This is a genomic window from Paraburkholderia sp. EG287B, assembly GCF_040965595.1.
In the GTDB taxonomy this organism is placed as follows: Bacteria; Pseudomonadota; Gammaproteobacteria; order Burkholderiales; family Burkholderiaceae; genus Paraburkholderia.
The window spans coordinates 282420-298050 of the sequence record NZ_JBFRCG010000008.1; the positions used below are offsets into that span (position 1 = coordinate 282420).

A 15631-nucleotide genomic window follows, 5' to 3' on the forward strand; every position below is an offset into this window, starting at 1 on the left:
CCCTCGCGCGAGCCATCCGCCGCCTGCGCGCTCAGCGCAAGCCGGCCATCATCGCGCCCATTCCGACAAGCAGGCTGCCCATCAGGCGGTTCACGGCACGCATGCGCCTCGGCCGCTGCAGCACGTGGCGCAGCCGGTGCGAAAACAGCGCCATCGAAGCCACGCCGCCCGCAAACAGCAGCGCGAACGTCGCCGCCAGCAGCCAATACTGACGGTTGGCGCTCCAGGGCGCATCGGCGCTCATGAACTGCGGGAAAAACGACGGGAAGAACAGCAAGGTCTTCGGATTGAGCCCGGAGGTCGCGAATCCGCGCCAGAACAAATCGCGACGGCAGGCATCGTCGGCATCGGCAGGCGCATCCGTGCCCGTCAAAGAGCGGCTGCGCCACTGCTTGCACCCCAGCCAGATCAGATAGGCCGCGCCCAGCCAACGCAACAACGTAAGTGAATGCTCACTAATGAGCAGTAGCGAATTGAGGCACAGCGCCGTCAGCGCGAGCTGGAGCAGCACCGCGAGCGTGCCGCCCCAGACGCAGGGCAGCGCGCGGCGCCAGCCGGCGTGGAGCGCCTGGCTCATGGTGAGCACGTTGACGGGACCGGGCGTGTAGACAAGGACGAGCGCGGCGGCGAGAAAAGAGAGATACAGCTGGATCGACATTGCGGGGCGTGCTGGCGAAGACGGGGTGACGAACGGCGCTCGGGGTCGCGGGTATTAAAAACGGGCAACAAAAAACCGCGCGAAAGCGCGGTTTTTAAATGCCATCTGCCTGACCGGACACTGCTGGCTGCGTGGTGAACGCGCGCAACGCCCGGTAGCCGCCGCAGGGTGCAACGGAAACGGCCCTGACGGACCACCGCGGCTCGTGGCTGCGGCGGCGCTCCCCACAGCGGGGAGGTGGCCGCGTGGGTCGTGCCAGGCAAGAAGGCATGTGGAAAATATACCGGGGAATTACGTGGATAGGCTTCCGGTTTTCAGGCAAAAACGGCCAATAGACAGAATCTTCTTCCGCTAGAATTGTATCTACCTGTACAAGATTCTTTTTCGCCATGAGCCCCCGTGAACGCCCGCCCAAAGCGCTCGACAACCAGGATCGCAAGATCCTCAGCGCCCTGCAAAAGAACGCCCGACTTTCCAACGCCGAACTGGCCGAGCAGGTGGGCATGTCCACCACCGCGTGCTGGAATCGCACCCGCCAGCTCGAAGCCGATGGCTATATCGACGGCTATGTCGCGCTCGTGAACCAGCAAAAGCTGGGCTACGCCGACATCGTGATTCTGGAAGTGACGCTCGACCGCCACGAAGACGACGCGCTCGCGCGCTTCGGCGCCGAACTCGCGGCGCTGCCCGAAGTGCTGGAGGCCTATCTCGTCTCCGGCGAGTACGACTACTGGATCAAGGTGGCGGTGGATGGCACCGCCGGCTACGAGCGCTTCCTGCGCGAGAAGCTCTATCGCATCTCGAGCATTCGCCACAGCCGGTCGATGTTCGCCTTGCGCTGCATGAAGGATGTGCCGTCCATGCAGGTGTGACGCGCGTTTGCCTTGGCGACCACGCGAAAGGCGTGAGCGTCAGCGCTGGACGATCAGCGTCACGCGCCGGTTCAGCGCGCGGCTCGCGGGGTCGTTGCCTGCCACGAGCGGGAAGTTGTCGGCGCGGCCAATCGCGGCGAGCCGGTGAGGCTCGATGCCGCGCTCGACCAGAAAGCGCACCACCGCGCCCGCGCGCGCCGAAGAGAGCTCCCAGTTCGACGCGAATTTCGCGTTCGCGATCGGCGTGCTGTCGGTGTGCCCTTCCACGAGGATATTGCCCGCCGGTGCCGCGCGCAGCACCTCGGCGATACGCCCCAGCACGCCAAGCGAATCGGGCAGCAGCGTGGCATCGCCCGCGTTGAACAGGATCTTCGCGTTGATGCCGATCTCCACGCCGCGCGCCGCTGGCACGATCGTGATTTCGCCGCGCTCGCGCAGCGTTTCGAGCGAGGCGAGCAACGCCTGATCGACGGCGGGCATATTCCCGACCGCTGCCGCCGTGCTCGTGCGCTGCGCCGCCGAGCGTATTTCGGATTCCTTATGCTTTGCGAGCTGCATCGCATAGAGCGCGAGGAACAGCACCATCAGCGTCGTGATCAGGTCCGCGTAGGAAATGAGCCAACGGCCCGAACTCGATTCGCCGCCTTCGTCCTCGTCGTGATCGAAATGCGCCGTGAGCGGCAAGTCTTTATCGGAAAGCATGGGCGGTCAGCTCGCGTGCGTCGTGTCCAGCGCCCAAACGTTCGCTTCGCCCTGCAAACCGCCGCTCTTGCCGCCCACCTCGCCAGCGAGACGCGTGGCGATCGTGTGCGGCGACTCCTTGCGCGAAATAGCGAGCAGGCCGTCAAGATAGAGCTTGCGCAGACGCAGTTCGCTTTCGATATGCGCGCGCATCTTGCCATACAGCGGCAGAAAAACCAGGTTCGCGAAAGCCAGGCCATAAAGCGTGGCGATGAAGGCCACGGCAATGCCGGGCCCGAGTTCCGCAGGCTCGATCAGATGCCCCGTGACCTGAATCAGGCCGAGCACCGAGCCGAGAATGCCGAACGTGGGCGCATAGCCGCCCGCCTGCTGCCACACACGCGCCGCCGCCATGTGCTTGCGCCCGGAGGCTTCGAGTTCGCGATGGAGCGCATCTTCGAGCACGGCAGTCGAAACGCCGCTCGCAAGCAGTTCGAGCCCGCGCCGCGCGAACGGATGAATGCCCTGCAGATCCATCGATTCGAAGGCTAGCAGACCGTTGAGCTTGGCCTGATCGCCCCACTCCAGCACGGCGGCGAGGCTCGCTTCATCTACACGTGGCGCTTTCACGAAGGCCATGCGCAATTGCTTGATGGCATCGAAGAAGCGCGCCCACGTGTTCTGGATCATCACGGCGCCGAGCGTGCCGCCCAGCACGATGGCCAGCGCCTCGGGCTGAAGCAGCGTGACGAAATGGCCGCCTTCCAGCGAGAAGCCCGCGACCACAGCGAGCGCGCCGATGGCGATACCGATCAGGGTAAGCAGATCCATGCGTGTCTCCCCATCCCCACTCAGCGATCCGCCTGGCGCGCGCCAGGCGACTTGAGTGCACGCACCGCTTCAAGCAGGCGCTGCTCGATATCTTCGACTTCCACGGGATCGATCTTGATGTCGCGGCGCATGACCCACGACACTTCGTTCTTGCGTGCGTCCGCCATCACCGAGAGCAGGCGCTCGGATACGGCCGGATCCTCGATCGAGGCGAGCAGTTTCGCGAGATCGTAGGTATCGAGCGCGCTCACGGCTTCGAACAGCGTGCGCTGATCGACGAACAACAGATCGTCGAGCGCCTTGAGTTCACCCGAACCGCGATTCGTGCGCTTCGAGAAATACGCCACGCCCTTTTGCTCGACGAAGTTGAGCACCTTCGACTTGCGGAACGCGAAGACCTCGTCGGCGATTTCGGCGTGCGAGAGCTTGTTGAGAATGACCTTGCGCTCCACGCCGATCAGCGCTTCGAGATCGCCCAGTTCGATCAGTTCGAGTTCGCTGTTGATCGACACATCGAGATCGCTGTCTGCGACCTGTGTCGCGCGCTCCACGATGCGCACGGGGTCGAACGTCACCACCTGGCGGCCCAACGCTCCTTCTGCCGCTGCGGCGTTGTTGGCGAGGTGCGTGGCCTGCCCGCTTTGCATCGCGACGAGATTGAGCTTTTCCATACGCCGGAGCATGGCCATCACATGCGGACGAGAATGGCCGGCCACGGCACGGCATTTCTGCACGACGTCGGCGAGCGGCACGCTCACTTCGGCGCCGCTCGCGCCGTGTCGCGACCAGGTATCGCCGCCTTCGGCGCGATCGCTCGCCCCTGCGATCAGCGCGAGCACGTGCGCGTAAGACAGTACGCCCGGCATGAAGTCAGCATGGGTGTAGGTGGCGAGCAGATCGTCCTTCGCCTTGACGCGCCGCGTGAGCGTGCGCACCACATGGCGCAGCATCGGCGTGACGCGTTCGAGTTCCTCTTCGATGAGACTCGCCGGCACGACGGTCAGTTGGCAAAAGCTGAGCGCCTTCGCCGTGTTCGGTCGCGGTTCCGCGCCGAGCAACGCCGTCTCGCCGAAAAATTCGCCGCGTCCGAGCGTGGCCATCACGACTTTCTTGTCGTCGCAACGGGTGGAGATTTCGACCTTGCCGTCGGCGATCACGAAAATCAATCGTTCGCCTGCAAAGCCTTCCGAATAAATGATCTCGCCCGGCGCCGCCGTACGCGACCATGTTTGACTGCGATTCAAGTTCTATCCCCGGAAAACGATTCCATCGCCCGCATTTGTCTGACTATCTTATGCGTTTGCGAAGTGAGTGCTATGAGCCGCGTTTACGGCGTTTTCCAGGACGTTCTTGAATCAGCTTGCATAGTTGGCCCGCGTGGAAAGCATGCCGAAAGCCCTTGTCGCGAGTCTATGCGCCGAGGTGTCATGCGCGTTTTGCGAACGCAAACGATTGCTTGCGCGAGAAGTGCTGCAAATGGCGATGAATTGCGTGCGGGAAAATGAATGCGGCCAGTTTGCACTGGCCGCATTCATTAACGCTATCAGTCTCTTTCAGTCTTTCACGCCGCAAGTTTTCCCGTCGCACCGTTGCTCGCTGGCGCACTCACGCCTGCGCGCGCGAAGCGAAGCGCTTGCATCAGCGTTTCGTGCTCGCCGATGTGGTTCGCGAGCAGCAGGATCAGTTGCGCATTGGCCGATTGACTCTGCGCCTCGTCGAGATCGCGATGCATGTCGATCAGCGCTTCGTAAAAGTCGTCCGGTCTTGCCAGGTTCGGTTGGGTGTTCAGCATGGTTGTCTCCTCGCTCCTCTATGCCGTGCCTTGCACGCACAGCGCCCGCTTGAGCGCGCTCTCCACGCGCGCCGCATCGGCGCGCCGCCAGCGTGCGCTCACGTGCTGGTCCGGACGAATCAGATAGAACGCGCCGTCCTGCGCGCCGTAGCGCTGCGCCGCCAGGCCTTGCACGTCGCGCAACACCACCGTCGATGCCGGCAGGCCTGCCGGAACAGCCTCATCGCCTTCGAGCATCACGACGAACTTGAGCGGCACCGCAGAACGCGAGAGCGCCTGCAGCGTGTCGAGCGTCGCGGTATCGAACGCCGAGCCCGCACCGCTGAACACGAGGCCCGCGAACTGGTCGCCCAGATGCGCGAGCAGCCAGCTCTCGTCACCCGACGCGTTTTGCACCGGCGCGTCTGCACACGAAGCGCCCGGCTCCATCTGGCCGTCGAACGTCTCTTCGTCGGGCGTGTTCAAGGTCGATTCGCGCAGCACCGCCGGCACGGAAAGCCGGCCGCTGTTCACCAGTTGCCGCGCAAAGGCATGCTCGCGGGCAAGCGTGAGCACGGCGTCGCGGAACACGCGGCTCACCGCGCTCTTGGGCGTGATGAAGTCGGTCGAGCGCGTGGAGTTGCGGATGTTTTCGTCGGCGGCGTATTCGCGCTCGCTCGCATAGGTGTCGAGCAGCGCGTCGGGCGCATGGTTCTCCAGCACCATCGCGAGCTTCCATGCGAGGTTCTCGCCGTCCTGGAACCCGCTGTTCGCACCGCGCGCGCCGAACGGCGAAACCAGATGCGCCGAGTCGCCCGCGAACAGCACGTTGCCCTGGCGAAAGCTGTCCATGCGCAGACACGAGAACGTGTAGATGCTCACCCATTCCAGCTCGAACTTCACGTCGGGCCCGAGCAGTGCGCGCACGCGCGGAATCACGCGCTCGGGCGTTTTTTCGAGCACCGGGTCGGCGTCCCAGCCGAGCTGGAAGTCGATGCGCCAGACGTTGTCGGGCTGGCGATGCAGCAGCACCGACTGGTTCGGATGGAACGGCGGATCGAACCAGAACCAGCGTTCGGTGGGGAAGTCGGCTTCCATCTTCACGTCGGCGATCAGGAAGCGGTCCTTGAAGGTGCGGCCGTGGCTGTCGAGACCGAGCAGCTTGCGCAGCGGGCTGCGCGAGCCGTCGGCGGCCACCACGTAGCGCGCGAGCAGCGTGTACGGGCCGTCGGGCGTTTCGATTTCGAGCGCGACGTGTGCATCGGCGGCGCCCGGCGTGCCATGCTGCGCGACGCCCGTCACCTTGTTTTTCCAGCGGATTTCGAGGTTGGGCAATGCCTGCGCACATTCGAGCAGGTAGCCTTCCACGTAGTACTGCTGAAGATTCACGAAGGCGGGCCGATGATGGCCGCTTTCGGGCAGCAGGTTGAACGTGTAGACGAGTTCGTCCTTGCGAAACACCTTGCCCACGTTCCAGCTCACGCCCTTCTCGACCATGCGGTCGCCGCAGCCGAGGCGGTCGAAGATATCGAGCGAGCGCTTGGAAAAGCAGATGGCGCGCGAGCCCGTGGAAAGCGTGCAGTCGTCGTCCACGAGCACCACCGGCACGCCTTGCCGCGCGACGTCGATGGCCGTCGCGAGGCCCACCGGCCCCGCGCCGACCACCACGACCGGACGCACGCACGCGGCGGCGTCCGGAGTTTGTTCGCTGCATCGCGCGTAGTCGAAGGTCAGCGTCTGATAGTCGATCATCGTTTTGTCTCCACCGTCTTCAGCCTGTCAAGCAGCACGTCAATCCTGCAGCGCGTCCCACATCTCCTTGTCGCGCTGCGCCGTCCAGATGCGCGGATGCGTAATGCCGCTCGCCTCGTCATACGCGCGCGTCACGTCGAACGGCAGGCAGTGCTCGTAGATGAACACGTGGCCGAACTTCGGGTCCATCGCCTCGCGCGTGAGCGACATCGCGCCCTTCAGGTCGAGCTTCTGCGCCACGGCGGCGCGGCCTTGCGCGAGCAACGTAGTCACGAAGTCCTTCGTGTAGTCGAGACCCTTGTTGACTTCCGCGGGGTTGAGCAGCGCGGGGCCGCGGCCCGGCACGAGCTTTTCGGCGCCCAGCGAGCGCAGCGCTTCTAGCGTGGCCGGCCAGTCGGCGAGCTGGGCGTCGCCGCAATAGCACGCAGCGTCGTATTCGACGAGGTCGCCTGAGAACAGCACCTTCTGCTGCGGCAGCCACACCACCGTGTCGCCCTTGGTGTGACCCGAACCGAGGTGCGCGATCTTCACTTCGAGCTTGCCGAGGAACAGCGTGATTTCCTTCTCGAACACGAGCGTGGGCCACGTGAGGCCCGGCACCGTTTCGACGCCCGCGAACAGACGCGGGAAGCGCTCGATTTCCGACTTCATGTCGGCTTCGCCGCGCTCGACGATCATTTCATACGTACCGCGGCTCGCGATGATCTGCTGCGCGCCTTCCTTGAAGTACGCCGAAGCGCCCAGCACGCGCACCGCGTGATAGTGCGAGAGCACGACGTACTTGATGGGCTTGTCGGTAACGGTGCGGATCTTCGCGATGAGGTCCTGCGCCATGGCGGGCGTGGCCGTGGTGTCGACGATCAGCACGCCGTCGTCGCCGATGATGACGCCCGAGTTGGGGTCGCCTTCCGTGGTGTACGCGTATGCGTTTTCCGAGAGCTGCGTGAAGGTGACCTTCTTTTCTTCGAGGTCGGCCTGGGATGCGAACGCCTTTGCCATGTTGAGTCTCCGTATCGAGGGGCTCTTGAAGCCGGGGCGGGGCGAAGCGCGCACGGGCCGGGCGCGTTGGGCGCCAGCCCTGGTTGTCTCGCCCCGTTTGAAATTGAAATGAACCGCTGTTGTGCCGGGGTGAGGCCATGATGGTCTTCCCGTTTTTATTTGTCAATAGCGAATTATATTGCTATAGGTTAATTTCTGGCCAAAGCATGCTGCTGTCCGTGCGGCTGCCGCCGTTCAGTTAACATGGACCCTTTTTCAGCCAGAGAAAAGCGCCATGAGACGTCGCAACGACAGCGCCGCGTCCGCGCCGGAAAGCAACGCGACGGCGGCCCGCACGCAGCGCGGCATCCAGAGCGTGGAGGTGGGCGGACGCCTGCTGCGCGCCCTCGCCGACGCGCGCGCGCCGCTTGGCCCCACCGATCTCGCGGCGAGCGGCGACATTCCGTCGAGCCAGGCGCACGCCTATCTCGTGAGCCTCACGCGCCTCGGGCTCATCAAGCGCGACGCGCTTTCGGGGCGCTATGAGCCCGGGCCGCTCGCGCTGCGCCTCGGCCTGCTGCATCTCGCGCAGCAACCCGCGCTGCGCGAGGCCGTGCCGCGCGCCGCCGCGCTCGCGCAGGCGCTCAACTGCAGCGTCGCGCTGTGCATTGCCGGGCCCCAGGGGCCGACGATCGTGCACTACGAGCACGCGAGCCTGCCTCTGCACGTGAACTTGCATGTCGGCACGGTGATGTCGCTGCGGGCCACGGCCACGGGCCGCGTGTTCTGCGCGTTCCTCGGGTCCGAGGCGCTCGAAGCCGCATGGGCCACGCAAACCGCGCAGCCGGTGTGGCGCGGCACCAGCCACGTGGCCAGTGCCGCGAGCGCGCCCCAGGAAAGCACGCCCGATGCCGCCTTCCTCGCCTCGCTCGACGCCATCCGCGCGCGCGGCTACGAACTCGCCATCGACGCACCGAGCCCAGGCGTGAGCAGCGTCTGCGTGCCCGTGCTCGGCCCCGGACGCGAACCGAGCCTCACGCTCACCGCCATCGGCGCGAGCGGAGTGATCGACGTGCGCGCGAACGGCGCGGTCGTGCGTGCGCTGCGCGACGCCGCTGCCGAAATCACCGCCGCCGCTTTTTCATCGACACCGACATGCCCCGAGTAAGCTCCAGGCCTCCGCGCGACGACGCAACGCAAGCCGCCGGCGAAGACGCCGTGGTCGGCATGGCAGCCGAAGCCGCCGACAAACCGCAACGCGGCATCCAGTCCCTCGATGTCACGGGCGAACTGCTCGCCGCGCTCGTCGCGGCGGGCACGCCCTTGCCGTTGCGCGACCTCGCCGCCGCCGCGGGGATGGCGCCCGCCAAGGCTTTCCCGCACCTCGTGAGCCTGCAGAAGATCGGCCTGCTCGCGCGCGACGCCGCGGGCCGCTACGAAGCGGGACCGCTCAGTCTCGAACTCGGCCTGATCGGCCTCGCGCGTCTTTCGCCGGTTCGCGAAGCCGACGCCGAGCTGGTGGGCCTCGCCGCCGCCACCGCGATGAGCGTCGCGCTCGCGGTGCCGGGGCCGCTCGGCCCGACCGTCGTGCGTCTCGAAGAATCGGCGCTGCCGCTGCACGTGAGCCTGCGCCCCGGCACGGTGATGTCGCTCGTCAACACGTCGATCGGACGCGTGTTCGCCGCATGGGTCGACGACGATGTGCGCGCGGCCCTGCTCGCCCAGGACGAGCTGCGGCTCGCGGGCGCGAAGCCGCGCGAGGGCGCCACGCCCGCCTACCTCGCGCGGCTCGCCGCCATTCGCGCCGAAGGCGTGGACACGGCGCTCGACAAACCCATTCCCGGCATCAGCACCGTGACCGCGCCCGTGTTCGACCACACCGGCAGCGTATGCCTCGTGCTCGCGGTGATGGGGCCTTCGGGCAGCCTCGACATCGCACGCGAAGGCGCGGCGGCGCAACTGCTGATCGCCGCCGCGGAACGCCTCTCGCGGCGCTTCGGTTACATGGAAGGGGCGGCGGCCGCGCCGCTATGAGCGCCTTTCGCACGCGATATAAAAACGACCACGTGATGAGAACCACCCCATGAGCACGGCATCCACCGGACAAGCATTGCGCCAGATCGCCGACCTGCCCTGCCCGCGCGGCCTGCCGCTCGTCGGCAATCTGCTGCAGCTTTCGCCGCCGCGTCTGCATCTGATCCTCGAACAATGGGCCGCCGAACTCGGCGCGCCCTACCGCTTCCAGGTGGGCGGCATCCCCATCACGATCTGGACCGATACCGAGCTGATCCAGCAGATCATGCGCGAGCGTCCGCATCGCTTCCGCCGCTATCAGCCGATCGAAGCGGTGTTCGAGGAGATGGGCTTCAACGGCCTTTTCTCGGCAGAAGGCGTTGCGTGGGAACCGCAGCGCAAGCTCGTGATGCAGGCGCTCTCGATTCCCAACATCAAGGCGTTCTACCCCACGCTGGCCGATATCACGCAGCGTCTTCACTCCCGCTGGCAACGCGCGGCCGAGCGCGGCGAAACCGTCGAGATGACCGACGACCTCAAGCGCTACACGGTGGACGTGACGAGCGCGCTCGCGTTCGGCGAAGATCCGCGCACGCTGGAGCGCGATCACGGCGTGATTCAAGAGCACCTGGAGCGCATCCTGCCGGGCGTGATGAGGCGCACCAACGCGCTCTTTCCGTACTGGCGATATGTCAAGCTGCCAGCGGACCGCAAGCTCGAGCGCTCGCTCGAGGAAGTGCACCGCTACGTCAACGCGATGATGGCGCGCGCCCGCGAGCGCATGCGCGACGATCCGTCGGATGCGCCGCGCAATCTGCTCGAAGCGATGCTCGCGCAGCAGCAGGCGCCGGGCGGCGAGACGACCATCAGCGACGCGCAGATCCGCGCGAACGTGCTCACGCTCCTGATCGCGGGCGAAGACACGACCGCCGACTCCATCGCGTGGACGCTACCCTATCTCGCCGAAGATACGTCGTTGCAGCAGCATCTCGGCGACGAAGCCTCACGCGTGCTCGGCAATTCGACGGTCTGCCCCGACTACGCCACGTTGAAGGACCTCGATATTTTCGAGGCGATCTGCATCGAAGCCACGCGTCTGCGCCCGGTGGCGTCCGTGCATTCGTTCGAGCCTCTGGAAGACGTGGTGGTGGACAACGTGGCGTTGCCCAAGGGCACGCGCATGTTCTTCGTCGCGCGTCCCGCCATGCTCGACGCGAAGCATTTCGCCGATCCGCAGCATTACGATCCGTGGCGCTGGATGAAGCGCGGCGAACGCGAAGCCGATGACGGAAAAGCCCATGACGCGCGCGCTTATCTGCAGTTCGGCGCCGGGCCGCGCGTGTGTCCTGGCCGCCATCTCGCGACGGTGGAAATGCGCCTCGCGCTCTCGATGCTGATGCAGTCGTTCACGATCGAACTGGCAATCGATGCCGCGAAGATTCAGGAAGTGCAGGCGTTTACGATGGTGCCGGATACGATGCCGGTGAAACTCAAGCCGCGCGAGCGCACTGCGGCTGCCTAAGCGTCAACGCCCGTCCTCCGGCGTGCCCACCGTGGAAGCATCGTCGGGCGCGCCGTCGCTGCGCGCCTGCGCATCGCGCATCTTGGCAAGTGCCTTGGGCCCGAGGCCGAGCGACACGCCCAGCGCGAGCGCGTCGAGCACCGCGAGATGCGCGATGCGCACCACGGCGGGCGCGTGCGCATCGCTCGCGGCGGGCACGCGCAGCAAAAGCGGAATATCCACCACCCACGCGAGACGCGAGCCCGCACTCGTAAGCGCGATGGTCGTCGCGCCGCGCTCCTTGGCGATCTGTATGCTCTCGTTCACCTCCACGCTGCGCCCCGACTGCGAGATCGCGAACGCCACGTCGCCCGGTTCGAGCAGCGCCGCGTAAAGGCGCTGCAGATGTGCATCGGTGAACGCGCTCGCGGCGATGTCGAGCCGCAGCAGCCGCAGCGCCGCGTCTTGCGCAACGAGCCCCGAACCCGCGCCCACGCCGAAAAAGTACACGCGCCGCGCGCTGGAAAGCGCCGCGACGGCAGCCTCGAACACCGCCGTATCGAGCGAAGCGCGCGCATGGGTCACGCCCTGCACGACCGACTCCGTCACCTTGTCGAGCAGGGTGCCGACCTCGCCGGCCCACCCGGCGCCACTTGCCTCGCCGCCCGTCATCTCCGTGGCGAGCGCGAAGGGCACGTTGCCTGCCGCGCTCTGCGCGAGCCGCATCTTGAAGTCGCGCAGGCCGTGCGCACCCACCGCGCGGCAAAAACGCGTGACGGAGGGCTCGGACACGTCCGCGCGCAACGCGAGCTCGGTGATGCTCGCGCGCATGGCGAAGTCGATGTCGGCAAGCACCATCTCCGCGACCTTGCGCTCGGCGGGACGCAGCGACTCCGCGACATTGCGGATGTGATGGATCAGGTTGGAGACCGGCAAGCTGTTTTTCCCGTGGAAGATACCAGGTTCTGCTCACATGAGGGCCCGCTATCCAGTTTCGATGCGTGCTTCCGCTTCAATCGAGCCGCTTGCCGCTTTCAGTATCGAACAGATGCAGGTGCGCCAAAGGCAAACCTAGCGTCATGCGCTGGCCCGGAGAAACGTCCGGGCGCGCGCGCGTGGTGACGCACCATGTCGTCTCGCCTATTTTCCCGTACAAGTGGGTCTCCGCGCCAGTCGGCTCGATCACGTCGACGTTGAACGGCACGTCGCCGCCCGCCTCGATGTGCTCGGGCCGCACGCCGAGCGTCACGCGCGCACCCGCCTGGGCCTTGCCTTCCGGCAGCGCAATGCGCACGCCGTCTTCGAGCACGAGCGCCGTGCCGCGCGCGTCGCTCATCACCGTGCCCTCGGCGAAGTTCATCGAAGGCGAGCCGAGGAAGCTCGCCACGAACAGGTTGCCCGGTTTGTCGTAGAGGTCGAGCGGGCGGCCGATCTGTTCGATGCGCCCCGCGTTCATCACGACGATGCGGTCGGCCATCGTCATCGCCTCGATCTGGTCGTGCGTGACGTACACCACCGTGTTGCGCAGACGCTGATGCAGCGCCTTGATCTCGGTGCGCATCTGCACGCGCAGCTTGGCGTCGAGGTTGGAAAGCGGCTCGTCGAACAGGAACAGCGCGGGCTCGCGCACCACGGCGCGGCCCATGGCGACGCGCTGGCGCTGGCCGCCCGAGAGTGCGCGCGGCAGGCGCTCCAGGTAGCCCGACAGGTTGAGCATTTTCGCGGCGGCTTCGATGCGCGGCTTGAAACCATTCTCGCGCTCCTTGCGAATGCGCGGACCGAACGCGATGTTGTCGTACACCGAGAGGTGCGGGTAGAGCGCGTAGCTCTGGAACACCATCGAGATGTTGCGCTGCTGCGGCGGCAGCGCGTTCGCCCGCGTGCCGCCAATGGTGAGGTCGCCGCCGGAGATGTCTTCGAGGCCGGCGATCATGCGCATCACCGTCGTCTTGCCGCAACCCGAGGGGCCGACGAGCACGACGAATTCGCCGTCTTCGATGTCGAGGTCGACGCCGTGCACGACCTGGGTGTCGCCATAGCGCTTGTAGATGCCGTTCAGTTGTACCGCTGCCATGCTGTCCTCGTTTGCGTGAAGTCTTTTCAGGTCGCTCAGGTCAATGCGCCGCGCGCGCCTCAGAACGGATCGAGCGTCAGTTCGTTCGCCATCATCCGGTTGCCCGCCATGAGGCCCGCGTCCACGGGCAGCGCCACGCCCGTGATCACGCGCGCCTGCGGCGAGGCGAGAAACTGCACGGCGTCGGCGATGTCCTCGGGCGTGGCCACGTCGCCGAGCGGATACCACTTGCTTAGTTCTTCGAAGATCTTCGGATGCTGCTCGACACGCGCGCGCCACGCGGGCGTCTTCACCGTGCCGGGGCAAACGATGTTCGCGCGTATGCCGTGCGGGCCCAGCTCCATGGCGAGCGCCTTCGTGTAGCTCACGAGGCCCGCCTTCGCCGCGCTGTACGCGGGGTGGCCGAGCGCCGACAGGCCGTTCACCGAGCCGATCAGCACGAGCGCGCCGCGCCGGCGCTCGATCATCGAGGCGCGCACGGCTTCGACCGTGTAGTAGGTCCCGTTCAGATTCAGGTCGATGTCGCGCCGCCAGCTCGCGGCGTCGGTATGCGCGAGCGTCGTGCCGAGCGCGCCGCCCGCGTTCGCCACGGCCACCTCCACCGGGCCGCGCGCCGCCACGCCGCGCGCCACGGCTGCGGTCACGGCGGCCTGATCGCTCACGTCGGCGGCGAGCGTCTCGAGGCGCGCCGCGCCCGCTTCGCCGAATTCGGCCGCGAGTTGTTGCACGCCCGCCGCGTCTCGGTCGAGCGCGAGCACCGTGTCGCCCGCTTCCAGAAACCGTTTGCACAGCGCGCGGCCTATGCCGCCGCTCGCGCCCGTCACCAGCACCACCCGGCTCATGTCGACTCTCCGTGCGGCTCGCCAGCCTTGCCGGAGAGCCTGAAAATTTCCTACATACGAATGACAGACAGTGGTCCGTATGCGGGTTTATACCGAGCGCGCCGCGCTGCTGCAGCGCATGAATTTCCCCTGTTTTACAGCATGTTATGCAAATTTCTGCGCTCGAAACAATATCGAGTTTACCAGGTGACAACGCTTTTTTCATCCTGTAGGATTTTTTCAAACAACGCAACCCAGCAGCCGGGTCAAGGCGGCGGCATTAGTGGAAAAAGCGCAGGAACAACCACCAAGGAGAAAGAGAATGTCGTTTCAGGCACGTGCAACCACCATGCTCGGCAAGCTCGCCGTCGCGCTAGCATTCGCCGGTATCACCGCCGCGGCGCACGCCGATACGGTCCGCGTGACCGTCGCCCACTACAGCGACGCCACCGCCCCGTACTTCGAGAAAATGGCCAAGCAGTTCGAGGCCGCCAATCCCGGCATCACGATCAAGATCGAAGACGTGAACTGGGACTCGCTGCAACAGAAGCTGCAAACGGACATCTCCGGCGGCGCGAACGCCGACCTCGCGATCATCGGCACGCGGTGGCTGCTCGACTTCGTGAAGGACGACATTGCCGAGCCGCTCGACCCGTACATGGACGCGAACTTCAAGGGCCGCTTCATCGGTCCGTTCCTGGCTCCGGGTCAAATCAACGGCAAGACCTACGGCCTGCCGATCGCCGCTTCGGCGCGCGCGCTGTACTACAACAAGGACATGCTCGCTTCGGTTGGCTATCCGCAAGGCCCGAAGACCTGGAACGACGTGATCGACGCCTCGAAGAAACTGAAGGCGAAGGGCATTGCGGGCTTCGGTCTGCAAGGCAAGGAAATCGAAACCGACGTGTACTTCTACTACGCGTTGTGGACCCACGGCGGCGAAGTGGTGGGCAAGGACGGCAAGGCGGCATTCAACTCGCCGGCTGGCGTGAAGGCCGCGACGCTCTACAAGAGCATGATCGACGAAGGTCTCACGCAGCCGGGCGTGACGGGCTACAGCCGTGAAGACGTGCAGAACCTCTTCAAGCAGGGCCGCGTGGCGATGATGATCTCGGCGCCGTTCCTCGCCAAGCAGTTGCAGAAGGAAGCACCGAACATCAAGTACGGCATCGACCCGATCCCGGTAGCCACGACGCCCGCCACCTACGCGGTGACCGACTCGATCATGATGTTCAAGAACTCCAAGGTGAAGCAGAGCGCCTGGAAGTTCCTGGACTTCCTGTTCACGAAGGAACCGCGCGTGCAGTTCACGAGCACCGAAGGCTTCCTGCCGACCACCAAGGCTGAAGCGAGCGACCCGGCTTTCCAGAATCCGGACACGCAAGCCTTCATCGCGCTGCTGCCGCATGCGAAGTTCGCGCCGACCGTGACGGGCTGGGAAGACACTGCCAAGGCCGTGACCAACGCGATGCAGTCGGTCTACCTCGGCAAGTCCAAGCCGGCCGATGCGCTGAACCAGGCGGCCACCGAAGCGAACAAGTCGCTCGGCAAGTAAGTCTGGCAAACAAGCCTTGATGGCAACCCCGGCGCGCGCCCGCAGTTTCCGGCGCGCGCCGGAGCGCCTCAGAACCGACGTTTCGAAGCACTGACGATTCGACATGACTACGGGTCCCCTGAAG

15 protein-coding genes are annotated in these 15631 nt (G+C 65.6%); 5 read left to right on the top strand and 10 right to left on the bottom strand.

Annotated features, from left to right (window positions below; all coding sequences use genetic code 11):
* Positions 1–31: 31 nt before the first annotated feature.
* Positions 32–658 carry a LysE family translocator gene (locus tag AB4Y40_RS16640; RefSeq protein WP_368688641.1) on the bottom strand — a complete coding sequence of 209 codons (627 nt, stop codon included), beginning with the start codon at positions 656–658 and terminating at the stop codon, positions 32–34.
* A 389-nt stretch (positions 659–1047) separates the two neighbouring features.
* On the opposite strand from AB4Y40_RS16640, the gene AB4Y40_RS16645 reads away from it, so the two are divergent.
* Entirely contained in the window at positions 1048–1530 is a 483-nt protein-coding gene (locus AB4Y40_RS16645) for an Lrp/AsnC family transcriptional regulator (protein WP_028202732.1), read from the top strand.
* 39 nt (positions 1531–1569) lie between these two features.
* Here AB4Y40_RS16645 and AB4Y40_RS16650 read toward each other — a convergent pair whose 3' ends face one another.
* The 6 genes from AB4Y40_RS16650 to AB4Y40_RS16675 form a co-directional block, all read right to left on the bottom strand.
* Positions 1570–2232 (bottom strand): flagellar motor protein MotB, encoded by a 663-nt coding sequence (locus AB4Y40_RS16650; RefSeq protein WP_368688642.1) that lies wholly within the window; start codon positions 2230–2232, stop codon positions 1570–1572.
* A 6-nt stretch (positions 2233–2238) separates the two neighbouring features.
* Positions 2239–3042, bottom strand: coding sequence for a flagellar motor protein (locus AB4Y40_RS16655; protein ID WP_368688643.1), 804 nt, complete (start codon positions 3040–3042; stop codon positions 2239–2241).
* A 20-nt stretch (positions 3043–3062) separates the two neighbouring features.
* Entirely contained in the window at positions 3063–4286 is a 1224-nt protein-coding gene (locus AB4Y40_RS16660) for a cyclic nucleotide-binding domain-containing protein (protein WP_368688644.1), read from the bottom strand.
* 317 nt (positions 4287–4603) lie between these two features.
* Positions 4604–4834, bottom strand: coding sequence for a DUF2783 domain-containing protein (locus AB4Y40_RS16665; protein ID WP_254333091.1), 231 nt, complete (start codon positions 4832–4834; stop codon positions 4604–4606).
* Positions 4835–4852: 18 nt separating this feature from the next.
* Positions 4853–6565, bottom strand: coding sequence for an FAD-dependent oxidoreductase (locus AB4Y40_RS16670; protein WP_368688645.1), 1713 nt, complete (start codon positions 6563–6565; stop codon positions 4853–4855).
* Between the two features lie 39 nt (positions 6566–6604).
* Positions 6605–7564, bottom strand: a complete 960-nt coding sequence (locus AB4Y40_RS16675) for an MBL fold metallo-hydrolase (RefSeq protein WP_254320125.1) — start codon at positions 7562–7564, stop codon at positions 6605–6607.
* Between the two features lie 274 nt (positions 7565–7838).
* On the opposite strand from AB4Y40_RS16675, the gene AB4Y40_RS16680 reads away from it, so the two are divergent.
* Genes AB4Y40_RS16680 through AB4Y40_RS16690 form a run of 3 tightly spaced genes read left to right on the top strand, consistent with a single transcriptional unit; the run spans position 7839 to position 11078 of the window.
* Positions 7839–8711 (top strand): IclR family transcriptional regulator, encoded by an 873-nt coding sequence (locus AB4Y40_RS16680; protein ID WP_368688646.1) that lies wholly within the window; start codon positions 7839–7841, stop codon positions 8709–8711.
* Positions 8712–8770: 59 nt separating this feature from the next.
* On the top strand, positions 8771–9577 hold the full coding sequence (locus AB4Y40_RS16685; protein ID WP_368688729.1) for an IclR family transcriptional regulator: 807 nt from the start codon (positions 8771–8773) through the stop codon (positions 9575–9577).
* Positions 9578–9626: 49 nt separating this feature from the next.
* Positions 9627–11078 carry a cytochrome P450 gene (locus tag AB4Y40_RS16690; protein WP_368688647.1) on the top strand — a complete coding sequence of 484 codons (1452 nt, stop codon included), beginning with the start codon at positions 9627–9629 and terminating at the stop codon, positions 11076–11078.
* Positions 11079–11081: 3 nt separating this feature from the next.
* On the opposite strand, the gene AB4Y40_RS16695 is transcribed toward AB4Y40_RS16690, so the two are convergent.
* The 3 genes from AB4Y40_RS16695 to AB4Y40_RS16705 form a co-directional block, all read right to left on the bottom strand.
* Positions 11082–11993 (bottom strand): MurR/RpiR family transcriptional regulator, encoded by a 912-nt coding sequence (locus AB4Y40_RS16695; RefSeq protein WP_028202741.1) that lies wholly within the window; start codon positions 11991–11993, stop codon positions 11082–11084.
* A 76-nt stretch (positions 11994–12069) separates the two neighbouring features.
* Positions 12070–13131: an ABC transporter ATP-binding protein gene (locus AB4Y40_RS16700; RefSeq protein WP_368688648.1), complete on the bottom strand. Its 1062-nt coding sequence runs from the start codon at positions 13129–13131 to the stop codon at positions 12070–12072.
* 59 nt (positions 13132–13190) lie between these two features.
* The gene (locus AB4Y40_RS16705; protein WP_368688649.1) at positions 13191–13973 is read right to left on the bottom strand and encodes an SDR family oxidoreductase; all 783 of its coding nucleotides are present in this window, start codon (positions 13971–13973) and stop codon (positions 13191–13193) included.
* 301 nt (positions 13974–14274) lie between these two features.
* Between AB4Y40_RS16705 and AB4Y40_RS16710 the strand changes: the two genes are divergently transcribed.
* Positions 14275–15507, top strand: coding sequence for an ABC transporter substrate-binding protein (locus AB4Y40_RS16710; protein ID WP_368688650.1), 1233 nt, complete (start codon positions 14275–14277; stop codon positions 15505–15507).
* The last annotated feature ends 124 nt before the right edge of the window (positions 15508–15631 follow it).